The 19,765-nt window shown below is 57.9% G+C and carries 21 protein-coding genes; 6 read left to right on the top strand and 15 right to left on the bottom strand.

Going from position 1 to position 19,765, the window contains the following annotated elements:
* Nucleotides 1-18: 18 nt before the first annotated feature.
* The 7 genes from recX to AB8W27_RS04430 form a co-directional block, all read right to left on the bottom strand.
* Entirely contained in the window at nucleotides 19-516 is a 498-nt protein-coding gene (gene recX, locus AB8W27_RS04460) for a recombination regulator RecX (RefSeq protein WP_041923862.1), read from the bottom strand.
* A gap of 68 nt (nucleotides 517-584) precedes the next feature.
* Nucleotides 585-1,649 carry a recombinase RecA gene (gene recA, locus AB8W27_RS04455; protein WP_007701154.1) on the bottom strand — a complete coding sequence of 355 codons (1,065 nt, stop codon included), beginning with the start codon at nucleotides 1,647-1,649 and terminating at the stop codon, nucleotides 585-587.
* Nucleotides 1,650-1,737: 88 nt separating this feature from the next.
* Complete coding sequence (pncC, locus tag AB8W27_RS04450; RefSeq protein ID WP_041923863.1) at nucleotides 1,738-2,235, bottom strand: nicotinamide-nucleotide amidase; 498 nt, start codon at nucleotides 2,233-2,235, stop codon at nucleotides 1,738-1,740.
* 140 nt (nucleotides 2,236-2,375) lie between these two features.
* Complete coding sequence (gene mltB / locus AB8W27_RS04445; RefSeq protein ID WP_015742261.1) at nucleotides 2,376-3,458, bottom strand: lytic murein transglycosylase B; 1,083 nt, start codon at nucleotides 3,456-3,458, stop codon at nucleotides 2,376-2,378.
* Between the two features lie 114 nt (nucleotides 3,459-3,572).
* Nucleotides 3,573-4,295 carry an amino acid ABC transporter ATP-binding protein gene (locus tag AB8W27_RS04440; RefSeq protein WP_015742262.1) on the bottom strand — a complete coding sequence of 241 codons (723 nt, stop codon included), beginning with the start codon at nucleotides 4,293-4,295 and terminating at the stop codon, nucleotides 3,573-3,575.
* Complete coding sequence (locus AB8W27_RS04435) at nucleotides 4,282-5,046, bottom strand: amino acid ABC transporter permease (RefSeq protein WP_041923864.1); 765 nt, start codon at nucleotides 5,044-5,046, stop codon at nucleotides 4,282-4,284. The genes AB8W27_RS04440 and AB8W27_RS04435 overlap by 14 nt, the downstream gene beginning before the upstream one ends.
* Before the next feature lie 73 nt (nucleotides 5,047-5,119).
* A complete protein-coding gene (locus AB8W27_RS04430; protein WP_041923865.1) occupies nucleotides 5,120-5,887 on the bottom strand; it encodes a basic amino acid ABC transporter substrate-binding protein in 768 nt (255 codons plus the stop codon).
* 172 nt (nucleotides 5,888-6,059) lie between these two features.
* On the opposite strand from AB8W27_RS04430, the gene AB8W27_RS04425 reads away from it, so the two are divergent.
* Entirely contained in the window at nucleotides 6,060-6,272 is a 213-nt protein-coding gene (locus AB8W27_RS04425) for a KTSC domain-containing protein (protein WP_015742265.1), read from the top strand.
* A 68-nt stretch (nucleotides 6,273-6,340) separates the two neighbouring features.
* Here AB8W27_RS04425 and AB8W27_RS04420 read toward each other — a convergent pair whose 3' ends face one another.
* On the bottom strand, nucleotides 6,341-8,008 hold the full coding sequence (locus tag AB8W27_RS04420) for a methyl-accepting chemotaxis protein (protein WP_015742266.1): 1,668 nt from the start codon (nucleotides 8,006-8,008) through the stop codon (nucleotides 6,341-6,343).
* Nucleotides 8,009-8,216: 208 nt separating this feature from the next.
* On the opposite strand from AB8W27_RS04420, the gene AB8W27_RS04415 reads away from it, so the two are divergent.
* Complete coding sequence (locus AB8W27_RS04415) at nucleotides 8,217-8,921, top strand: GNAT family N-acetyltransferase (RefSeq protein ID WP_015742267.1); 705 nt, start codon at nucleotides 8,217-8,219, stop codon at nucleotides 8,919-8,921.
* 72 nt (nucleotides 8,922-8,993) lie between these two features.
* Here AB8W27_RS04415 and AB8W27_RS04410 read toward each other — a convergent pair whose 3' ends face one another.
* Both AB8W27_RS04410 and AB8W27_RS04405 read right to left on the bottom strand, forming a co-directional pair.
* A complete protein-coding gene (locus AB8W27_RS04410; protein WP_015742268.1) occupies nucleotides 8,994-9,359 on the bottom strand; it encodes an STY0301 family protein in 366 nt (121 codons plus the stop codon).
* Nucleotides 9,346-9,657 (bottom strand): BPSL0067 family protein, encoded by a 312-nt coding sequence (locus AB8W27_RS04405; protein WP_282899875.1) that lies wholly within the window; start codon nucleotides 9,655-9,657, stop codon nucleotides 9,346-9,348. Before AB8W27_RS04405 ends, AB8W27_RS04410 begins: the two co-directional genes overlap by 14 nt.
* 666 nt (nucleotides 9,658-10,323) lie before the next feature.
* Between AB8W27_RS04405 and mutS the strand changes: the two genes are divergently transcribed.
* A complete protein-coding gene (gene mutS / locus AB8W27_RS04400; RefSeq protein ID WP_015742270.1) occupies nucleotides 10,324-12,885 on the top strand; it encodes a DNA mismatch repair protein MutS in 2,562 nt (853 codons plus the stop codon).
* 169 nt (nucleotides 12,886-13,054) lie between these two features.
* On the opposite strand, the gene AB8W27_RS04395 is transcribed toward mutS, so the two are convergent.
* Genes AB8W27_RS04395 through AB8W27_RS04385 form a run of 3 tightly spaced genes read right to left on the bottom strand, consistent with a single transcriptional unit; the run spans nucleotide 13,055 to nucleotide 15,338 of the window.
* Nucleotides 13,055-13,291 carry a non-oxidative hydroxyarylic acid decarboxylases subunit D gene (locus AB8W27_RS04395; RefSeq protein ID WP_015742271.1) on the bottom strand — a complete coding sequence of 79 codons (237 nt, stop codon included), beginning with the start codon at nucleotides 13,289-13,291 and terminating at the stop codon, nucleotides 13,055-13,057.
* A gap of 9 nt (nucleotides 13,292-13,300) precedes the next feature.
* The gene (locus tag AB8W27_RS04390) at nucleotides 13,301-14,731 is read right to left on the bottom strand and encodes a non-oxidative hydroxyarylic acid decarboxylases subunit C (RefSeq protein WP_041923866.1); all 1,431 of its coding nucleotides are present in this window, start codon (nucleotides 14,729-14,731) and stop codon (nucleotides 13,301-13,303) included.
* A complete protein-coding gene (locus AB8W27_RS04385) occupies nucleotides 14,721-15,338 on the bottom strand; it encodes a non-oxidative hydroxyarylic acid decarboxylases subunit B (protein WP_015742273.1) in 618 nt (205 codons plus the stop codon). The genes AB8W27_RS04390 and AB8W27_RS04385 overlap by 11 nt, the downstream gene beginning before the upstream one ends.
* Nucleotides 15,339-15,509: 171 nt before the next feature.
* Between AB8W27_RS04385 and AB8W27_RS04380 the strand changes: the two genes are divergently transcribed.
* Nucleotides 15,510-15,920, top strand: coding sequence for a MarR family winged helix-turn-helix transcriptional regulator (locus AB8W27_RS04380; RefSeq protein WP_015742274.1), 411 nt, complete (start codon nucleotides 15,510-15,512; stop codon nucleotides 15,918-15,920).
* Nucleotides 15,921-15,922: 2 nt separating this feature from the next.
* On the opposite strand, the gene AB8W27_RS04375 is transcribed toward AB8W27_RS04380, so the two are convergent.
* Complete coding sequence (locus AB8W27_RS04375; RefSeq protein ID WP_041923868.1) at nucleotides 15,923-16,828, bottom strand: LysR family transcriptional regulator; 906 nt, start codon at nucleotides 16,826-16,828, stop codon at nucleotides 15,923-15,925.
* Nucleotides 16,829-16,936: 108 nt separating this feature from the next.
* Between AB8W27_RS04375 and AB8W27_RS04370 the strand changes: the two genes are divergently transcribed.
* Both AB8W27_RS04370 and AB8W27_RS04365 read left to right on the top strand, forming a co-directional pair.
* Nucleotides 16,937-18,319: an MFS transporter gene (locus AB8W27_RS04370; RefSeq protein ID WP_015742276.1), complete on the top strand. Its 1,383-nt coding sequence runs from the start codon at nucleotides 16,937-16,939 to the stop codon at nucleotides 18,317-18,319.
* Nucleotides 18,316-18,690, top strand: coding sequence for a hypothetical protein (locus AB8W27_RS04365; RefSeq protein WP_015742277.1), 375 nt, complete (start codon nucleotides 18,316-18,318; stop codon nucleotides 18,688-18,690). The genes AB8W27_RS04370 and AB8W27_RS04365 overlap by 4 nt, the downstream gene beginning before the upstream one ends.
* A 54-nt stretch (nucleotides 18,691-18,744) precedes the next feature.
* Here the strand turns inward: AB8W27_RS04365 and rpoS are convergent, their stop codons facing one another.
* Nucleotides 18,745-19,737, bottom strand: coding sequence for an RNA polymerase sigma factor RpoS (gene rpoS / locus AB8W27_RS04360; protein WP_007663544.1), 993 nt, complete (start codon nucleotides 19,735-19,737; stop codon nucleotides 18,745-18,747).
* Nucleotides 19,738-19,765 lie beyond the last annotated feature (28 nt).

Below are 19,765 nucleotides of genomic sequence, written 5' to 3'. Positions count from 1 at the left end.
AAACCCCGCATGGGGTCATCACTCAAAATTTCGGTAGATCGCCTGGATATCTTCCATGTAATAGCCGCGATACAGCAAAAAGCGTTGGACTTTGCCTTTTTCGGGGAAGGTGCGCGGCAGCGGCGCGCCGAATTTGCGCTCGGCCTGATCGCGGGCCTGCGCTTCCCAGTCGACCTCACAGGCGGCGAAGGCGCTATCACATGCGGTACGGGAGATGCCCTTCTGTTGCAGCTCCTGACGAATGCGCTGCGGTCCGTAGCCTTTACGACCGCGGCTGGCGATATAGCGCTCGGCAAAATGATCGTCGTCGAGGTAACGCTGCTCATGGCACCAGGCGATCACTTTCTCGATATCTTCCGGGGTAGCCTGCGCCTGCTCATCGTCGTTTTTCCCTGGCAGCACGGCGCCAAGCTTGCGTCTGAGCTCTTGCTCGCTGTGATCGCGCATCGCGAGTATTCGCATGGCGCGGTCGAGAAGTCGGGAATAAGCGGAACGGCGGGGAGTAGCATCAGTCATAGGCGTGAAAACAGTGGCGATGTTGAAGGGAAAGAAAAAAGTAAGGGCTGCATCAGCAGCCCTTGAGATTAAAACTCTTCGTTGGTTTCTTCAACACCGCCGTCGTTATCATCGACGGTGAAGTCAGGCGTAGCGTCCTGATTGTTGAGCAGCATTTCGCGCAGCTTCTTCTCAATTTCGTCAGCCATCGGCTTGTTCTCTTTGAGGAAGTTGGTCGCGTTCGCTTTACCCTGACCGATCTTCTCGCCGTTGTAGCTGTACCAGGCGCCCGCTTTTTCAATCAGCTTGTGCTTCACGCCAAGGTCAACCAGCTCGCCATAGAAGTTGATACCTTCACCGTAGAGGATCTGGAATTCAGCCTGTTTGAACGGCGCAGCGACTTTGTTTTTCACTACTTTCACGCGGGTTTCGCTGCCTACCACTTCTTCGCCCTCTTTCACCGCGCCGATACGGCGGATGTCGAGACGGACAGAAGCGTAGAATTTCAGCGCGTTACCGCCGGTCGTGGTTTCCGGGTTACCAAACATCACGCCAATCTTCATACGGATCTGGTTGATGAAGATAAGCAGGGTGTTAGAGTTTTTCAGGTTACCGGCCAGCTTACGCATCGCCTGGCTCATCATACGTGCCGCGAGGCCCATGTGAGAGTCACCGATTTCGCCTTCGATTTCCGCTTTCGGCGTCAGGGCCGCAACGGAGTCGACAACCAGCACGTCAACCGCGCCGGAGCGCGCCAGCGCGTCACAGATTTCCAGCGCCTGCTCGCCGGTGTCCGGCTGAGAGCAGAGCAGGTTATCGATATCTACGCCGAGTTTACGGGCGTAGACAGGATCGAGCGCGTGCTCGGCGTCGATAAACGCACAGGTTTTACCGGCACGCTGCGCCGCGGCGATAACCTGCAGCGTCAGCGTGGTTTTACCTGAAGATTCCGGGCCGTAAATTTCCACGATACGCCCCATCGGCAGACCGCCCGCTCCCAGCGCGATATCCAGGGAGAGAGAGCCGGTGGAGATCGTTTCCACATCCATGGTGCGATCTTCACCCAAACGCATGATGGAGCCTTTGCCGAATTGCTTTTCAATCTGGCCGAGTGCTGCCGCCAACGCCTTCTGCTTGTTTTCGTCGATAGCCATTTTTACTCCTGTCATGCAGGGTGAGCCCAATTGCGCCACGCTGCGAATTTGTTTCGTTGGTGCAATTATACTGTATGAGCATACAGTATCAAGTGTTTTGTATAAAATGTTGCCACAAGGTTTGCAGCGCAAACGCGGTCGCCTGACGGCGCACAGAATCTCGATTTCCATCAAAGCGTTGCATGCGTGCCTCGACCCTTCCCTGGTTGTCGGCAAAGCCAAACCAGACGGTGCCGACGGGCTTGTCAGCGCTGCCGCCATCAGGCCCGGCGATACCGCTAACGGAGACGGCGTAAGAGGCCGCGGCGGCATTCAGCGCGCCCTGCGCCATTTGTCTCACGACCGGTTCGCTGACGGCGCCATGCGCCGCGAGCGTGGCGCCGTCCACGCCGATAAGTTGTTCTTTGGCCTCATTACTGTAGGTCACGAAGCCGCGTTCAAACCAGGCGGAACTGCCGGCGATATCGGTAATGACTTTCGCCACCCAGCCGCCGGTGCAGGATTCCGCCGTCGTCACGGTCGCGCCCTGCGCTTTTAACGCAGCGCCAAGCTGCTGACTTAACTGCATTAATTCGTTATCTGTCATGACGGCTCCGATTGTAAACGTAACCCCAGGCATCCCACAGCGATTTTTAAGCGTTGCAGGCAGTTACATCGGGTTTTACGAGGCGAATTCAAGGTTTGCAGTAGTGTTTATTTCCCCGCCCGGACAGGCGGGGAAACGTCTTACTGCACCCGGGCGAGCGCCACCGCCTGGCCGAGCTGCCAGACCGCCATGGCGTAATGCGTACTATGGTTATAGCGCGTAATAGCGTAGAAGTTTGGCAGGCCGTACCAGTACTGGTAGCCGCTGCCGATATCAAGGCGCAGAAGGCTCGCTTCGGTGTGATCGCCGATCGGCTGCTGCGGCGTTAAGCCTGCCGCCGCCAGCTGGCCGACGCTGTATTTGGTTTTAAAACCGTTCTCAAGCTGCGGCGCCTGACCGTTGGCTGGCACGGCCACCAGATCGCCCTTCACCCAGCCGTGTTGCTGGAAGTAGTGCGCGACGCTGCCAATAGCGTCTTCCGGATCCCACAGATTGATATGCCCGTCGCCGTTAAAGTCGACCGCATACTCTTTATAAGAAGACGGCATAAACTGGCCGTAGCCCATCGCGCCTGCGAATGATCCCTTGAGCGCCAGCGGATCATCGCCTTCATCGCGCGACATCAGCAGGAACGTTTCGAGCTCGGCGGCAAAATAGTCGGCGCGGCGCGGGTAGTTAAAGGCAAGCGTCGCCAGCGCGTCGATAATACGGGTTTTACCCATCACGCGGCCCCAGCGGGTCTCCACGCCGATAATGCCAACCACGATTTCCGGCGGCACGCCATAGACCTGCCAGGCGCGGTTAAGCGCGTCCTGGTACTGGTTCCAGAACGCCACGCCGTTTTGCACATTGTCCGGCGTAATAAATTTATTGCGATAGCGCAGCCAGGCGCCGTTCGGCCCCGGCGCAGGCTGGGTGGTCGGCGCCTGGCGATCCATCAGACGCAGCACGTAATCGAGCCTTTTCGTCTGTGAGAATACTTCCTGGAGTTGCTGACGGTTAAACCCGTGCTTGCTGACCATCATATTGATGAAGTTTTCCGCCGCCGGGTTGCCGGTAAAGTCCCCGGTCGGTAACAGCATATCGTGCTGCGGCTGGAGCAGGAAGCCGCCCTGGCTTGCGCCTGCGGTCTGGGTGGTAGCGGATTGAGACTTCGGCTTGCTGCTGCAGGCGGCAAGCGCCATCATCAGCGGCAACAGGGCGACATAGCGACGCTTTAACATGAGATATCCATATGGCTGTTCAGAACGAATGGCAGTAATGGTAGATCATCCAGGGCCAGGCGAGGAAGCGCGGCGCGAGGCGCAGGCGGGAAATTTTACCGCCTGCGCGCGCTGTCAGAGAACTTTGCTGAGAAAAGCCGCAGTACGCGGGTTTTGCGGGGCGGTAAAAAGCTGTACAGGCGGGCCTTCTTCCTGAATCACGCCGCCGTCGATAAATATCACCCGGTCGGCGACTTCGCGCGCAAATCCCATCTCGTGGGTAACGATAACCATCGTCATGCCCTCTTCGGCAAGATTTTTCATTACCGCCAGCACTTCGCCGACCAGCTCCGGGTCCAGCGCGGAGGTCGGCTCATCAAAGAGCATGACCGACGGGTTCATCGCCAGCGCCCGGGCAATCGCCACACGCTGCTGCTGGCCGCCAGAGAGGCTCGCAGGCCATGCGTCGCGCTTATCGCTAAGGCCCACTTTGGCCAACAGCCCTTCGGCGAGCGTCACCGCCTGCGCGCGTTTCATGCTCTTCAGGCTCATCGGCGCCATGATGAGATTTTCCAGCACCGTCATGTGCGGGAAGAGATTAAAGCGCTGGAACACCATCCCGACGCCCGCGCGCAGCTGGTTCACATCGGCGTTGCGGTCATGCACCGCAAAACCGTTAACCAGGATGTCGCCCTCTTCTGCCATCTCCAGCGCGTTAAGGCAGCGCAAAAAAGTGCTTTTGCCGGAGCCGGAAGGGCCAATCACGCAGACCACTTCTTCTGGTTTAATGTCACAGCTGATGCCGCGCAGAACGTGGCTTGCGCCGAAATGCTTGTGCAAATTTTTAACGTGAATCACTTTTGCCGAACCTCTTTTCCAGCCGCGCCACCAGTTGCGATAGCAGGAATGTAATCACCCAGTAGACCAGTGAAATGGTCAGGTAGGGCTCCCAGTAAGTGGCGTAGGCGCCGGAGACGGTACGCGCCGCATAGGCGAGATCCGCAAGACCGATGGCAGACGCGAGCGACGAGTCTTTCACAATGGCGATAGCATTATTGCCAAGCGGCGGCAGAATACGGCGAAACGCCTGCGGCAGGATCACTTTGCGCATGGTTTTCCACCACGGCATGCCGAGCGCGCGCGACGCTTCCATCTGCCCACGGTCAATCGACTGAATGCCCGCGCGGAAAATTTCGGAAACGTACGCGCCCGCATTAAGCGTAATCGCCACGATACAGGAGAGAAACGCGCCGTAATCGGAGCGCAGCATACGGGCGAATTCGCTGCTCATCATCCCGCTCTCCACCAGCCAGCCGTCGCGCGGGTTAATAAAGAGCGGCACCAGCGCGAAGTGCACCACCATGATCTGCACAAACAGCGGCGTGCCGCGAAACGCGCTGACATAAAAGCGCACCGGGAACTGCACCAGGTAGCGCAGCACATATTTCCACGGCCCGTGCTCCGCGTGCGCCATGCGCCCCAGCCCGAGCGTTAAGCCCCACAGCGTGCCGAGTATCACGCAGATGATGGTGCATTTAATGGTCATCCAGGCGCCCTGCATAAACAGCGGGCCATACTCCTGGATTATCTCCCAATGAAATCCTGACATGTCCATTTCCGAAAAAGAGGCGGCTGACGTAGAGACGGTCAGCCGCTAAATAACAGGAAGCGAAAAAGCGCGATTACTGCGCAGGTAGCGTCGGCACGTTGTCGTCAAACCAGGCTTTGTAGATTTTCGCGTAGGTGCCGTCAGCGACGATTTTCGCGAGGCCCGCGTTGATTTTATTGCGCAGTTCGTCATTGCCTTTCGCTACCGCGATACCGAAATACTGGCGTTCAAACTTCGCATCCGGCACCAGTTTGAACTGTTTTTCCGGATGCTGTTTGATGTAGTACTTCACCACGCCCACATCGCCCACGGCGGCGCTGACGCCATCTTCAAACAGCTCCTGAAGCATCAGCGGCGTATTGTCGAAACGCTTGATGGCCGTGTTGTTTTTGCCAAGCACGTCAGAGACCACGATATCCCCGGTGCTGGAGTTCACGACGCCGACCTTTTCATTTTTCAGCGCGGCAAGGGAATTCACTTTTGAATCTGCAGGCACAACAATCGACTGTTCAGCCGGGAAGTAAGGCGCAGAGAAATCCACCATCTGCTTACGCTTATCGGTGATGGTGATGCCGGAGACAAGAATGTCGCGATCGCCGGAACCGAGTGTCGCGAAAATCCCTTCCCACGGCGTGTTCACCAGCTTCACGTTGAAGTTTTCCGCTTTGGCGATGGCTTTAATAATGTCGATATCGAAACCTTCCAGCTCTTTCTGGCTGTTTTCGAATTCAAACGGACGATAGGTGCCGCCTGCGCCGACAACATAGGTTTCCTGCGCCGCAAACGCGCTGCCCGCGAGGGCTGCCATTAACAAACCGGCCTTGAGTAAAGATTTTACCATGATCGCAACCCTCATTTTTATGCACTTAATATGAATAAAAATACATACATTAGTCAGGGCGCGCAACAAGAATATATTCTCTGTTCACTCACCCGCCCCGCCAGTTCTGGTAGTCAAGCGCAGCGGGACCGATGCCGATAACGCTCAGTGGTTTTCAAATCAAGGGGCTGAAATGAAACGACATCCTGTCCAGTCGAAAACGTTTAAAAGCGCAGGTTACGATCCGACCTGTTCGATTATGGAAATTGAGTACGCCAACGGGCGCGTGGAGCAGTTTCTCGGCGTACCGGCGAAAACCTGGCAAACCTTTCTGATGAGCAACGAGAAAGAGAGCTGGTTTAGCAACAATATCAAAAGCAGCTTTTTCAAAGTCGCGGTCAGCTAAGACATAAAAAGACGGCATAAAAAAAGCGTGGCTCGCCACGCTTTTTTATTTCTGCATCCGTCAGGGAATCAGAACGTTTCCCAGTTATCACCGCCTGCGGGGGCTGCCAGCGCGGGTTTCACCGGCTCGATGCGCGCAGACGGCGCAACGCCGGTGCGCGTCGAGGTGCTGACCACGCCGCGCGAGACTTTAAAGGCCGCTACGGCCTGGCGCAGTTGCTCAGCCTGATCCTCAAGCGCCCCGGCGGCAGCGGCGGATTCCTGCACCAGCGCGGCGTTCTGCTGCGTGACGCTGTCCATCTGCGACACCGCGAGGCTCACCTGCTCAATGCCGCGGCTCTGCTCATCGGACGCCGAGGCGATTTCGCCCATGATATCGGTCACGCGGGTCACCGCCTGCACAATCTCTTTCATGGTGTCGCCCGCTTCCTGCACCTGGCCGGAGCCGGTATCGACGCGGTTTACTGAATTTTCGATAAGCGCTTTGATCTCTTTCGCCGCGTTGGCGCTGCGGCTGGCGAGCGTACGCACCTCCCCCGCGACCACCGCGAAGCCGCGGCCCTGTTCACCTGCACGCGCCGCTTCTACCGCGGCATTCAGCGCGAGGATATTGGTCTGGAAGGCGATGCTGTCGATGACGCTTGTGATATGCGCAATCTGCTGCGAGCTCTCGGCGATGGATTTCATGGTCTGCACCACGTTATCCACCACGCGCCCGCCTTTGTCTGCGGTCTCCGAGGCGTTTTTCGCCAGCTGCGAGGCCTGACGCGCGTTATCGCTGTTCTGTTTCACGGTGGCGGTCAGTTGCTCCATGCTGGCGGCAGTCTCTTCCAGCGACGCGGCCTGCTGCTCGGTGCGCGAAGAGAGATCGTTGCTGCCTGCGGAGATTTCACCCGCCCCGGTATAGATGGATTCCGAACTGTCGCGTACCGCCGTAACGGTGCCCGCCAGCGCCTGCTGCATTTCCTGAAGTGACGCGGCAAGCTGGCCCATTTCGTTACGTCCTTCCACCGCAATCTGGCGCGTTAAATCGCCGCCTGCGATCGCACGGATATGTTCCATCGCCTCACGCAATGGCCCCAGCAGCAGATGACGTAAGCCCTGCCAGATAGTGGCAATCGCCAGCACGACGATGATAGCGATAATGCCGAGCGTCCAGAGCATGCCGGTAAAGCTCTGCTGGTTCTCCTGGGCGGCGGCCTGCAACAGCGTGGTGTTCTGCGCGCGCCAGGTGGTGTAAACCTCTTCCATCTCATCCTGCGCTTTCTGGGCGTCGAGATTGCCGTAAGCCTCGTAGTTATTCGCGCCGAGATAGCCGATGGATGCCTGAAGAATGTCATGCAGCGCCTGGTATTTTTCGGCAATCTGGCTGGCTGTCGCTTCATCCTGTCCGTTCAGGCGCGGCGAGCCTTTGTAGAGCGCAAAGTGTTTCTCCGCTTTGGCAAGCGAGGTGGAGGCGGTCGCCAGCAGTTTGTCGATTGCCGCCAGCGACGCCGGATCGCGCTGGTTTTTCAGGAAGCGGATCGCCACACGGTTTACCGTGACGCGGGTTTTCACCAGCGTCTGAAAACTGTCGCCAAGCTGCTCCTGCTGGAAATTAAGTAAATTCGCATTCTGGAAATTATTTCTGTCATTATTGACTGCCGAATAAAAAAGGCTGCCGGTGACCATTTGCAACACCGTAAAGGTCAGCAAGATAATAATAATCCCGCTAACCACTTTTATATTTTTAATCATCGTCCATCATCCCCTGAACCAGGCGCTATTGTGTAGCTGTTATCGGAACGGCGTGCGCAAACTTTATCCACTCCGCTGAAATATGCGAGCGGCGCCATGATTTAAAACAAAAAGATAACCCCCCTGATTTTTTAGCCGATAGTAAAAGTATCCCTTTCACTCCGCGATGCGTTCCAGAACGTCCCTTTCCGGGTTTTAAGGAGGCACGATGAAAGAGCTCAACAGCTTCGGTCAGTATGTCGGCCCACCCGTGGCGGAGTGGAAACCACGCGAATTACCGCAGAAGAAAATGTTCGCCGGGCATTTTTGCCATCTTGAGCCTGTCAGCGTGCGTCACGCGCTGGCGCTGCATCACGCCTGGCACAGCATTGACGACACGCGCGACTGGACTTACCTGACCGATGAACGCCCGCCGACGCTGACCGCCAGTGAATATTATCTGCGCCGCCTGGAAGCCGCGACGGACGTCTGGTATTTCACGGTACTGGAAAATATCAGCGGGCAGCCCACCGGCACGCTGTGCCTGATGAATGTCGATAAAACGCACGGCGTGATTGAAATCGGCAATGTGAACTGGTCGCCTTCCATGAAAAGAACCCATTATGGTACCGAGGCTATCTATTTATTACTGGTGTATGTTTTCGAAGAATTAAAATACCGGCGCTGCGAATGGAAAACCGATGAGCTGAATATCCCGGCCATTCAGGCCGCCCAGCGCCTCGGCTTTATTTACGAAGGGACATTTCGGGAATGCCAGGTCCGAAAAGGCCGCAACAGTAATGTGAACTGGTATTCCATTGTCGAAGCCGAATGGCCGCATCACGCTAAAGCGCTGCGCGCCTGGTTGCGCCCTGAGAACTTTAACGATCGCGGGCGCCAGATTAACCATCTGGAGGATTTTAAAGACAGGTAAGATACTACGTGAGACGCGATAAAACGGGCGGCGCTATTTTATTTAGCCATTGCGCCGCCATCAAATTATCACTTATTCGCAAGCCGCAATAAGCTTGCTGTTTTTATCATAGGTGACAGAGCATTTTTTAGCGGTGGCCGGAACAATCAAGTTCACCGTCTGCTTCGTATTCTTGTACAGACAGACAAAATAGAGCGCGGTTTTACTCTTTTTGGCCTCGTCCTGATAATCAGCCAGTGTCCAGACGGTATCGCGATCATTATCCGGCATCAGATCAACTAACGCTTCTGGCGGCCCGACAAACAAACTGGCATCGTCTAAAGCGTGTGTTTTATCCTGCGACGTCGGGTATTGCGGGCATAGCGTCACGGTGGCCTGCGCGCCCGTCACGGATAAGAGCAGTCCGGCGCTGAGTAAAAGGGCTTTACTCCACAACATAATAATTATCTCCATTGTTTTCCGCGCGGGGCGCTTTATGAAACCGGATGGTGCGTTTACTCACCGCGTGCGGCGTCGCTACGCGCTGGCCGTTGGGCAACGTTCGATGCGTCATCCATTGATCCAGAACCTGTATTCCCGACGCATCCTGCCCCAGGTAAATCGCGACATGAGAACTCCCGTCAGTATGATTGCCATATCGACCATTGGCATCAAACGTAGCGATGGCCGTACCGGGTGCAATCGTCATATTTCCCTTTACTAATTCACCCCGTTTCCACGCCACAGTACGCGGCATGTTCGCCGCTCTTTGCGTATATGCCACACACTGACCATTCCCCACAGACTGACCGACATACGCTGACGGCGTGCTTGCGATATATGCCATTATATTGATATCCCTATGGTTAAGTGGCGCCATTCTGCCTCTAATGTAAAGATATGCAAATGGAGGATTAAGAGGCGATTTGCAATTAAGATAATTCCTGGCGAGGCGTTAATTTTTAACCTTTCATCAGCAGGTTATATTCATACAGGCGGGTCATAATGACAGCTTTTCTGAAGGCTTATAGCACCCATTTTTGGTGGGGTGCTGACGCCAGCGGCCCAGCCCTTAGTCCGAAATGCAGCCTCATGGGCGATAACTACCAGCCGCGTTTGTCTTCCACACTCGCCTTGCCTTTTTCCCCCGGCCTCCTCATTTCTTTCGCTTTAAACCACACGGGCTTTGCCTTTTGTTTGCCTGCCAAAAAGACTCCGTTATCATGCACCCTGGGTATTCAGGAAAAGCGATGAGGCTGCGCGGTATGTAGCCCTGTTTTCCAGAAGACAGGCTGGCAACGTCCCCTTTAACCTGTATTCAGATACAGGATTTCAGGAGCTGAAATGAGCCACAGTGAAATTCAATAATCAAAATTAACATCACTAACTCATTCATATTTAAGTAAATGGACATCAAAAAACGATGAGCACAAGCGAAACCTTCGACGCCCACACGCCAATGATGCAGCAGTATCTGAAGCTCAAGGCGCAGCACCCTGACATTCTGCTGTTTTATCGCATGGGCGATTTTTACGAACTCTTCTATGACGATGCGAAACGCGCGTCGCAGTTGCTGGATATTTCGCTGACCAAACGCGGCGCCTCGGCGGGCGAGCCGATCCCGATGGCGGGCGTGCCGCACCACGCGGTAGAAAACTATCTGGCGAAGCTGGTTAACCTTGGCGAGTCAGTGGCTATCTGCGAGCAGATTGGCGATCCGGCCACCTCCAAAGGCCCGGTGGAGCGCAAAGTGGTGCGCATCGTCACGCCCGGCACCATCAGCGATGAAGCTCTGTTGCAGGAGCGTCAGGACAACCTGCTGGCCGCCATCTGGCAGGATGGCAAAGGCTTTGGCTACGCGACGCTCGATATCAGCTCCGGTCGTTTTCGCTTAACCGAGCCGCAGGACCGGGAAACCATGGCGGCGGAATTGCAGCGCACCAATCCGGCAGAGCTGCTGTATGCGGAAGATTTCGCGGAGATGGCGCTGATTGAAGGCCGTCGCGGCCTGCGCCGTCGCCCGCTCTGGGAGTTTGAACTCGATACCGCGCGCCAGCAGCTGAACCTGCAATTTGGCACGCGCGATCTGGTGGGCTTTGGCGTTGAGAACGCGCCGCGCGGGCTGTGCGCCGCCGGTTGCCTGTTGCAGTATGTGAAAGACACGCAGCGCACCAGCCTGCCGCATATCCGCTCCATCACCATGGAGCGCCAGCAGGACGGCATCATTATGGATGCCGCCACGCGCCGCAATCTGGAGATCACCCAGAATCTGGCGGGTGGCGTCGAAAACACGCTGGCGTCAGTGCTGGACTGCACCGTTACGCCGATGGGCAGCCGCATGTTAAAACGCTGGCTGCATATGCCGGTGCGCGATGCCAGCGTGCTGCGCCACCGCCAGCAGGCCATCGCGGCGCTGATGGAATACAGCACCGACATCCAGCCCGTGCTGCGCCAGGTCGGGGATCTGGAGCGTATTCTGGCGCGCCTGGCGCTGCGTACCGCTCGCCCGCGCGATCTGGCGCGTATGCGTCACGCCTTCCAGCAACTGCCGACGCTCAATACCTTACTTACTGATATTGACGCCGGGTATGTGCAGACCCTGCGCGAACAGATGGGCGAATTTACCGAGCTGAGAGATTTGCTGGAGCGCGCCATTATTGAAGCGCCGCCCGTGCTGGTGCGCGACGGCGGCGTGATTGCGCCAGGCTACCATGCAGAGCTCGACGAATGGCGGGCGCTGGCCGACGGCGCGACGGATTACCTTGACCGTCTGGAGATCCGCGAGCGCGAAAAGCTCGGCATCGACACGCTCAAGGTGGGCTTCAACGCAGTGCATGGTTACTTTATTCAGGTCAGCCGCGGGCAGAGCCATATGGTGCCGATTCACTACGTGCGCCGCCAGACGCTGAAAAACGCCGAGCGCTATATCATTCCTGAGCTCAAAGAATATGAAGACAAAGTGCTGACCTCCAAAGGCAAAGCGCTGGCGCTGGAAAAACAGCTCTATGACGAGCTGTTCGATCTGCTGCTGCCGCACCTGGCGGAACTGCAAAAAAGCGCCGCCGCACTTGCCGAGCTGGACGTGCTGACGAACCTTGCCGAGCGCGCCGACACGCTGAACTACCACTGCCCGACGCTGACCGATAAACCGGGCGTTCGCCTGGTGGAAGGTCGGCACCCTGTGGTGGAGCGTGTGCTGAATGAACCGTTTATCGCCAACCCGCTCTCGCTCAGCCCACAGCGCCGGATGTTGATCATTACCGGCCCGAACATGGGCGGTAAGAGTACTTATATGCGCCAGACGGCGCTGATTGTGCTGATGGCGTATATCGGCAGCTTCGTGCCCGCCGAACAGGCGGAAATCGGCCCGATCGATCGCATTTTTACCCGCGTAGGCGCCGCCGACGATCTGGCCTCCGGGCGTTCGACCTTTATGGTCGAGATGACCGAAACCGCCAATATCCTGCATAACGCCACCGAGCATAGCCTGGTGCTGATGGATGAGATCGGGCGCGGGACGTCAACCTATGACGGGCTGTCGCTCGCCTGGGCGTGCGCCGAGAGCCTCGCGAACCGTATTAAAGCGCTGACGTTGTTCGCCACGCACTACTTCGAGCTGACCCAGTTGCCGGAGAAGATGGAAGGCGTGGCTAACGTACATCTGGATGCGATTGAGCATGGCGATACGATTGCGTTTATGCACAGCGTTCAGGACGGTGCCGCCAGCAAGAGTTACGGCCTGGCGGTCGCGGCGCTGGCGGGCGTGCCGAAAGAGGTGATTAAGCGCGCGCGCCAGAAGCTGCGCGAGCTGGAGAGTATTTCCGGTAACGCGGCGGCAACGCAGGTGGACGGCACGCAGATGTCGCTGCTGGTCGCCGCCGAAGAGACCAGTCCGGCGATAGAGGCGCTGGAGAATCTCGACCCGGATTCGCTGTCGCCGCGTCAGGCGCTGGAGTGGATCTACCGGCTGAAGAGCCTAGTGTAAGCTGCTGTGGCGGGTGCGCTTCGCTTACCCACCCTACGAAAATGTGGCGGGTGCGCTCCGCTTACCCGCCCTACGGAACAAAAGGCGATAAGATTATGTAGGGCGGGTAAGCGAAGCGCACCCGCCGTTCTACTTTACGCACCCACCATTTAAACCTTCGCCCGGAGGGTTAGCGTTTACCCTCCGCCAGCAGCGGCGGCACCGTCGGCACTTCCGGCGCGTTATCGATATCTGCCTGCGTCATCCGGAACGCCTCGGGGTAATGCTCGCGGCAGGTGCGGCGCAGCGGCTCGGTATCGCGCCAGGTGTACAAACAATGCTGGCACTGATATACCGTCCAGACGCCTTTCACCGGCGACGTCGCCATAATTTCAATGGTTTCATCGGCACAACGTGGACAAATCATCTCGTCTCCTTATTTATTACGGTTAGCCAGCATGGCGGTCAGCTTCTCAACCCACTGCGGGGTTTCCGGCAGGTCTTTCACCGGCTGGCTGTAATGGCCACGGTTATCCGGCGCGACCGGCGTCGTGGCGTCGATAATCAGCTTGTCGGTAATCCCCGCCGGGCTTGATCCAGGGTCGAGCTCCAGCACCGACATATTCGGCAACTGCACCAGATCGCCCGCCGGGTTCACTTTGGACGACAGCGCCCACATCACCTGCGGCAGATCGAACGGATCGACATCCTCATCCACCATAATCACCATCTTCACGTAGCCGAGCCCGTGCGGCGTCGTCATCGCACGCAGGCCCACCGCACGGGCGAAACCGCCGTAGCGTTTTTTGGTGGAGATAATCGCAAGCAGCCCGTGGGTGTACATCGCGTTTACCGCCTGCACTTCCGGGAACTCCGCTTTAAGCTGCTGGTAGAGCGGCACGCAGGTCGCCGGGCCAATCAGGTAGTCGATTTCGGTCCACGGCATCCCGAGATAGAGCGATTCGAAAATCGGTTTGGTGCGATAAGAGACTTTATCGATACGCACGACGGTCATATTGCGCCCGCCCGAGTAGTGGCCGGTGAACTCGCCGAACGGCCCTTCTATCTCACGCTTGCGCCCTTCAATCACCCCTTCGAGGATCACTTCCGAGCCCCACGGCACGTCGAAACCGGTCAGCGGCGCGGTGGCTATCGGGTACGGGCTTTCGCGCAGCGCGCCCGCCATTTCATACTCCGACTGATCGTATTTCAGCGGCGTGGCGCCCATCAGCGTGATGATCGGATCGTTGCCAAGCGTAATCGCGACCGGCAAATCCTCGCCGCGCTCCTCGGCCTTATGCAGATGCAGCGCGATATCATGCATCGGCACCGGTTGCAGCCCGAGCTTACGCTTGCCTTTCACTTCCATCCGGTAGATGCCGACGTTCTGCTTGCCGAAATGGTCCGGATCGAGCGGATCGCGCGAGACCACACACGCTTTATCGAGATAAAAACCGCCGTCGCCGTCGTTTAAGCGAAACAGCGGCAGAATGTCGAACAGGTTGATCGCGTCGCCGTCGACGCTGTTTTCCGCCCACGGCGGATTATCGCGGCGCTCGGGCGCGACCGGGAAGGTATCCCAGCGGCGGATAAATTCCTCAATCTGCTGCTTTACCGGTGTGGCAGGCGGCAGACCAAGCGAAATCGCGTGATTCGGCCAGGAGCCAATCGTGTTCATCGCCACCCGCGCGTCGGTAAAGCCGCGGATATTATCGAACCAGAGCGCGGGCGCGCCTTCGCCTATACGCCCGGTCGCGTTGGCGGCGGCCGCCAGATCCGGCTCCGCCTGCACTTCTTCGCTGATCTTCAGCAGTTGCCCCTGTTCTTCAAGCGCCTGCAAAAAGCTGCGCAGATCGTCAAACGCCATGCGTGTTTCCTCCTCGTGATGAATGGGTGTCGGCTTCTTTCGCAGGGTGCAGCCCCTGCCAGCGACGGGCGTTGCGGGCGTCGAGCCCGAACTGATCGAGCACGCGCGCGACGATATGGTTGATGATGTCGTCAAGCGACGCGGGATGGTTGTACCAGGCGGGCATGGGCGGCACGATGGCCACGCCCATCCTTGAGAGCGCCAGCAGGTTTTCCAGATGAATGGTGCTGAGCGGCGTTTCGCGCGGCACCAGCACCAGTTTGCGGTTTTCTTTCAACACCACGTCAGCCGCGCGACCCACCAGCCCTTCGGCATAGCCCGCGCGAATGCCCGCCAGGGTTTTCATGCTGCACGGAATAATCACCATGCCATCGGTGCGGAACGAGCCTGAGGAGATAGTCGCGGCCTGATCCGCCGGGCTATGCACGACATCGGCAAGCCCTGCGACATCCTGCCAGGAGAAAGGCGTTTCCAGTTCAATCGTGGTTTTCGCCCATTTCGACATCACCAGATGGGTTTCCACCCCGGGCATCGCTTTCAGCGCCTGTAACAACGCGACCCCAAGCGGCGCGCCGGTTGCGCCCGTCATTCCGACTATCAGTCTCATGCATTACCTCATTATTGTTCGTGTACGAACATATGAAGTAAAAGTACGCCCGCCAGAGGGGATCTGGCAAGATCGTTCGTGTACAGTCACACTTTTTGTTAAAAAGCGCCGCGTTAGCTTTCAGCGCCGGAGCGGTTATTATGGTGACGAGATCCTGATTCCGGAGAGCGTATGGCCGTTAACCAACAAGCCTTTCATCTGTTACGCCAGCTTTTTCAGCAGCATACGGCGCAATGGCAACTGGCGCTTCCTGAGCTGACCAAGCCGCAATACGCGGTGCTGCGATCGATAGCCGAAAACCCCGGCATTGAGCAGGTAGCGTTGACCGGGGCCGCCGTCAGCACCAAAGCGACGCTTGCCGAAATGCTGAGCCGGATGGAGAGCCGCGGCCTGGTGCGTCGTGAAAGCGCGCCGGAGGATAAGCGCCGCCGGTTTATTTACCTCACCCCGGAAGGCGAGGCGCTGCTGCGCGCCAGTATTCCAAAGGGCGACGCGGTGGATGAGGCGTTTTTAGGCAAGCTGAACGCCGAAGAGCGCGCGCTGTTCGCAACGCTTATCACGCGGATGATCGACAAACCCTAACGCTATTTGCCGGCCGCCGCCTGCGCTTCGCGGTCGCGCAGAAAATCAATAAACCCCCGCACCTTGCCGGAAACGTGGCGTGCGTCCGGATAGACCGCATAGACGCCCTGCGCGGGGAAACGATACGCCGGCAGCAAGCGCACCAGCTTTCCCTCTTCCAGCGCCGTGTTAACCAGCCACGCGGGCAGCAGCGCCACGCCGCACCCCTCCAGCGCAAAGCTCATCAGCGCGCCGGCGCCATCGGCTGCGATTGCGGGCGGGCGCGTTATCTCAAACCACAGCGTCTCGTCGTGCGGTCCGGTAAGCGCCCAGCGCAGCGGCGACGCCAGCCGGGTATGCACCAGCCACTGCGCCTGGCTGAGCGCCTCAGGCGTTGATATCGGGTGGCGTTCAAGCCACGCGGGCGATGCGACAGGGAAAATATCGAAACGGGAAATCAGCGCCGCGCGGTAGGCGGAATCCTGCAACGTGCCGAGCCGGATAGCGACATCAACGCGCTCAGAGATTAAATCAGCGTGCTGCGACGACGAGAAATGACGAATGCGCAGCGCCGGATGCGCCCGGCTGAAGGCGGCCAGCGCCGGGCCGACCACGTGGCTTGCGTATTCCGGCGTGGTGGTTACACGCAACTCTCCGCTAAACCCTTCATGGCTCGCCTGCACATCTTCCAGCAGTTCACCGGCGTTTCTCAGCAGTAGCAGACTGCGCTGGTACAAACGCTCACCCGCGTCGGTCAGCGTCAGGCGGCGCGTCGAGCGCAGCAGCAGCGTCACGCCCAGTTCGCTTTCAAGCTGGCGGATGTTAAAGCTGACTACGGCTTTAGTCTGCCCGAGGGCGGCAGCGGCGCCGGTAAAGCTTTTCGCGTCCACAACGGCGACAAACATAGCCAGCCGCGATAAATTCAGCATCTTCGTTGCGCCGATTGTCAAAAAAGGTTTGACAGTATATCAACCCAAACGCCGTTTTTCCTTTCATCGCGAACGTTTACAGTGCCCCTCTTTCCCTGAGGGCGTGTCATGACCTACCGAAATAAAGTAACCCTGATTTACCTGCTGGGCTTTTTTCTCGATCTTATCAATATGTTTATCGCGGCGGTGGCCTTCCCGGCCATCGGCGAGGCGCTGCACGCGTCGGTATCGCAACTTTCCTGGATAAGCAACGGCTACATTGCCGGGCTGACGGTGGTGATTCCGCTCAGCGCCTGGCTTACGCAGCGCCTCGGCGCGCGCCGTCTGTTTTTATTGTCGCTGGCGCTGTTCACGCTCGCGACCGCCGCCTGCGGCCAGGCGGCGTCGCTGGAGTCGCTCATCTTCTGGCGCATTCTCCAGGGCGCCGGCGGCGGCGTGCTGATCCCCGTCGGGCAGGCGCTGGTCTGGCAGCTGTTTGCCAGCCATGAGCGCGCCAGGCTCTCTTCCGCCGTGATGCTGACGGGCCTGCTGGCGCCCGCGCTTTCGCCCGTCGTCGGCGGGGTGATAGTACAGACGGCGGGCTGGCACGGGGTCTTTCTGGCGAGCCTGCCGCTCTCAGTGATGGCGCTGGTCATGGCGTTCTGCTGGCTCAAACCCGATGCGCCAGCCCGCGATAAACGCCCGCTCGATATGCTGAGCGTTATCACTGGCGCAGGCGGCCTGCTGCTGGTGCTGTTCGGGCTGAACGGGCTTAGCGAAAACGCCGCGCCGTGGCTGGCGGCGGCAAGCCTGGCGTCGGGCATCGTACTTATTGTCATTATGCTGCGACGCTGCCGTCGCCACCCTGCGCCGTTGCTGAAGGTGCATCTGCTGGGCGAGCCGCTATTGCGCTTTTCCATGCTGGTTTATCAGTGCGTGCCCGGCATGTTTATTGGCGTTAACGTGGTCGGCATGTTCTGGCTACAGACCGTGGCGGGGCTTTCGCCCGCCGCCAGCGGCGCGCTGATGGTGCCGTGGTCGGTGGCGTCATTTATGGCAATTTCCGCCACCGCCCGTCTGTTTAATCGCCTCGGCCCGCGGCCGTTAATTACCCTTGGCAGCCTGTTGCAGGCGGGCGGGATTTTGCTGCTGACGCAGGCTGGCCCACAGAGCCCGTGGGCGCTGCTGGTCGCGGCATTCTTTCTGATGGGCGCAGGCGGCAGTTTATGCAGTAGTACGGCGCAAAGCAGCGCGTTTTTGCATACTGCCAACGCCGATATGCCTGATGCCAGCGCGCTGTGGAATATTAACCGTCAGCTCAGCTTCTGCTTTGGCGTCACGCTGGTGAGCCTCGCGCTGAATGTACTGCTGACGTGGCTTTCGCCCGTTGTTGCCTGGCAGATGACGTTTACCCTTGCGGCGGCGCTGACGCTGGTGCCGCTGATTTTCGCATGGCGCTTGCCCCGTCAGGCTGCCACCCTGTCATTCGTAGCAGAAAAGGAGAAGCGATGAACCGCTGGTTTACTGAAGTACTCGACGCCCATGTGGCGATTGAACGCTGGCTCGGCCAGCATGAGGGCGATGTTCAGGCATTGCTGGGCCGCTTTAGCCCGGACTATTCCATGATCCCGCTGAACGGCGCGCCGCTGGATATTCACGCGCTACACGCGTTCTTTACCGGCGCGGGCGGCAGCAGGCCGGGGCTGGTGATTGAAGTGGATGCGCTTTCGGTTATCGCCGAGTGGCCTGGCGGCGCAGTGGTGGGATATCGCGAAACGCAGCGAATAGCGCAGGAGAGCACGGTGCGCTGGTCGACTGTCGTGTTCGAACTCTATGACGGGAAGCCGCGCTGGCGTCACCTGCATGAAACGCGGCAGGCATAAGGCACAAAAGAAAAAGGCCAGTCAGATGACTGGCCCTTTTGACAGGAATGGTGATTATTCGCGGAACAGCGCTTCGATATTCAGCCCCTGGCCCTGCAGAATTTCACGCAGACGGCGCAGGCCTTCAACCTGAATCTGGCGAACGCGTTCACGAGTCAGGCCGATTTCACGACCAACATCTTCAAGCGTCGCCGCTTCGTAACCGAGCAGACCGAAACGACGGGCCAGAACTTCACGCTGTTTGGCGTTCAGTTCGAACAGCCATTTGACGATGCTCTGTTTCATATCATCGTCTTGCGTGGTGTCTTCCGGGCCGTTGTCTTTTTCATCGGCCAGGATGTCGAGCAGCGCTTTCTCTGAATCACCACCCAGCGGGGTGTCAACAGAGGTAATACGCTCGTTCAGGCGCAGCATACGGCTAACGTCATCAACTGGTTTATCCAGCTGTTCAGCAATCTCTTCCGCACTCGGTTCGTGGTCCAGTTTATGGGACAGTTCACGAGCGGTACGCAGATAGACGTTAAGCTCTTTCACGATGTGAATCGGCAGGCGAATCGTACGGGTTTGGTTCATGATTGCCCGTTCGATGGTCTGACGAATCCACCAGGTTGCGTAAGTGGAGAAACGGAACCCGCGTTCCGGGTCAAATTTCTCAACAGCGCGGATAAGCCCCAGGTTGCCCTCTTCAATCAGATCCAGCAGCGCCAGACCACGATTGCTGTAACGACGGGCAATCTTCACCACCAGACGCAGGTTACTTTCGATCATGCGACGGCGGGAGGCAACATCACCACGCAGAGCGCGGCGTGCAAAATAAACTTCTTCTTCAGCAGTTAGCAGAGGTGAATAACCAATCTCGCCCAGATACAGCTGAGTTGCATCTAATACACGCTGTGTTGAACCCTGCGACAGCAGCTCTTCTTCAGCCAGGTCGTTATCACTGGGTTCCTCTTCTACCAAGGCTTTTTCGTCAAAAGCCTCTACTCCGTTCTCATCAAATTCCGCGTCTTCATTTAAGTCATGAACTTTCAGCGTATTCTGATTCATAAGGTGGCTCCTACCCGTGATCCCTGAG

The sequence above is a fragment of the Cronobacter turicensis genome, from assembly GCF_041222865.1.
Taxonomy (GTDB): domain Bacteria; phylum Pseudomonadota; class Gammaproteobacteria; order Enterobacterales; family Enterobacteriaceae; genus Cronobacter; species Cronobacter turicensis.
This window is presented reverse-complemented; position numbering and strand designations above follow the sequence as displayed.

Coding starts and splice junctions, on each gene's coding strand:
- recX (WP_041923862.1), bottom strand. CDS start 516: ATGACTGATGCTACTCCCCGCCGTTCCGCTTATTCCCGACTTCTCGAC.
- recA (WP_007701154.1), bottom strand. CDS start 1,649: ATGGCTATCGACGAAAACAAGCAGAAGGCGTTGGCGGCAGCACTCGGC.
- pncC (WP_041923863.1), bottom strand. CDS start 2,235: ATGACAGATAACGAATTAATGCAGTTAAGTCAGCAGCTTGGCGCTGCG.
- mltB (WP_015742261.1), bottom strand. CDS start 3,458: ATGTTAAAGCGTCGCTATGTCGCCCTGTTGCCGCTGATGATGGCGCTT.
- AB8W27_RS04435 (WP_041923864.1), bottom strand. CDS start 5,046: ATGTCAGGATTTCATTGGGAGATAATCCAGGAGTATGGCCCGCTGTTT.
- AB8W27_RS04430 (WP_041923865.1), bottom strand. CDS start 5,887: ATGGTAAAATCTTTACTCAAGGCCGGTTTGTTAATGGCAGCCCTCGCG.
- AB8W27_RS04425 (WP_015742265.1), top strand. CDS start 6,060: ATGAAACGACATCCTGTCCAGTCGAAAACGTTTAAAAGCGCAGGTTAC.
- AB8W27_RS04420 (WP_015742266.1), bottom strand. CDS start 8,008: ATGATTAAAAATATAAAAGTGGTTAGCGGGATTATTATTATCTTGCTG.
- AB8W27_RS04415 (WP_015742267.1), top strand. CDS start 8,217: ATGAAAGAGCTCAACAGCTTCGGTCAGTATGTCGGCCCACCCGTGGCG.
- AB8W27_RS04410 (WP_015742268.1), bottom strand. CDS start 9,359: ATGTTGTGGAGTAAAGCCCTTTTACTCAGCGCCGGACTGCTCTTATCC.
- AB8W27_RS04405 (WP_282899875.1), bottom strand. CDS start 9,657: ATGCCGCGTACTGTGGCGTGGAAACGGGGTGAATTAGTAAAGGGAAAT.
- mutS (WP_015742270.1), top strand. CDS start 10,324: ATGAGCACAAGCGAAACCTTCGACGCCCACACGCCAATGATGCAGCAG.
- AB8W27_RS04395 (WP_015742271.1), bottom strand. CDS start 13,291: ATGATTTGTCCACGTTGTGCCGATGAAACCATTGAAATTATGGCGACG.
- AB8W27_RS04390 (WP_041923866.1), bottom strand. CDS start 14,731: ATGGCGTTTGACGATCTGCGCAGCTTTTTGCAGGCGCTTGAAGAACAG.
- AB8W27_RS04385 (WP_015742273.1), bottom strand. CDS start 15,338: ATGAGACTGATAGTCGGAATGACGGGCGCAACCGGCGCGCCGCTTGGG.
- AB8W27_RS04380 (WP_015742274.1), top strand. CDS start 15,510: ATGGCCGTTAACCAACAAGCCTTTCATCTGTTACGCCAGCTTTTTCAG.
- AB8W27_RS04375 (WP_041923868.1), bottom strand. CDS start 16,828: ATGCTGAATTTATCGCGGCTGGCTATGTTTGTCGCCGTTGTGGACGCG.
- AB8W27_RS04370 (WP_015742276.1), top strand. CDS start 16,937: ATGACCTACCGAAATAAAGTAACCCTGATTTACCTGCTGGGCTTTTTT.
- AB8W27_RS04365 (WP_015742277.1), top strand. CDS start 18,316: ATGAACCGCTGGTTTACTGAAGTACTCGACGCCCATGTGGCGATTGAA.
- rpoS (WP_007663544.1), bottom strand. CDS start 19,737: ATGAATCAGAATACGCTGAAAGTTCATGACTTAAATGAAGACGCGGAA.